At 53.3% G+C, this 507-nt stretch carries 1 protein-coding gene; it reads left to right on the top strand.

All coding sequences use genetic code 11. The features are described from left to right. Window positions 1-507: hypothetical protein (locus HMPREF0849_RS10530; protein ID WP_198002042.1), on the top strand; the 507-nt coding region annotated here is incomplete at both ends.

The following is a 507-nucleotide window of genomic DNA, read 5'->3' as shown; positions in this document are numbered from 1 at the left end:
AGTCAGTCAGCATCAGCCTCAGTAAGTTCGAGCCAGTCAGCCTCAGCGAGTGCTAGCCAGTCTGCTTCGGTAAGCTCGAGTCAATCTGCCTCTGCAAGTGCAAGTCAGTCGGCGTCGACAAGTTCGAGTCAGTCTGCCTCAGTCAGCACAAGCGAATCTGCATCAGTAAGCTCGAGTCAATCAACCTCAGCGAGCGCAAGTGAATCTGCTTCAGTAAGTTCGAGCCAATCAGTATCAGCGAGCGCAAGTGAATCTGCTTCGGCAAGCTCAAGCCAGTCAGCCTCAGTCAGCACAAGCGAATCCGCTTCAGCAAGCTCAAGCCAGTCAGCGTCTGCAAGCACAAGCGAATCTGCTTCAGCCAGCGTGAGTCAGTCTGTATCTGTAAGTGCTAGTCAGTTTGCTTCAGCAAGTGCAAGTGAATCCGCTTCAGCCAGCGCTAGCCAGTCTGCCTCAGTCAGCACAAGCGAATCTGCATCAGTAAGCTCGAGTCAATCAACCTCAGCGAGC

Origin of the sequence: Streptococcus sp. C300, assembly GCF_000187645.1 — a bacterium.
Lineage (GTDB): Bacteria > Bacillota > Bacilli > Lactobacillales > Streptococcaceae > Streptococcus > Streptococcus oralis_CQ.
The sequence above is the reverse complement of the archived record's forward strand: the minus strand, read 5'-3'. Positions and strand labels throughout refer to the sequence as shown.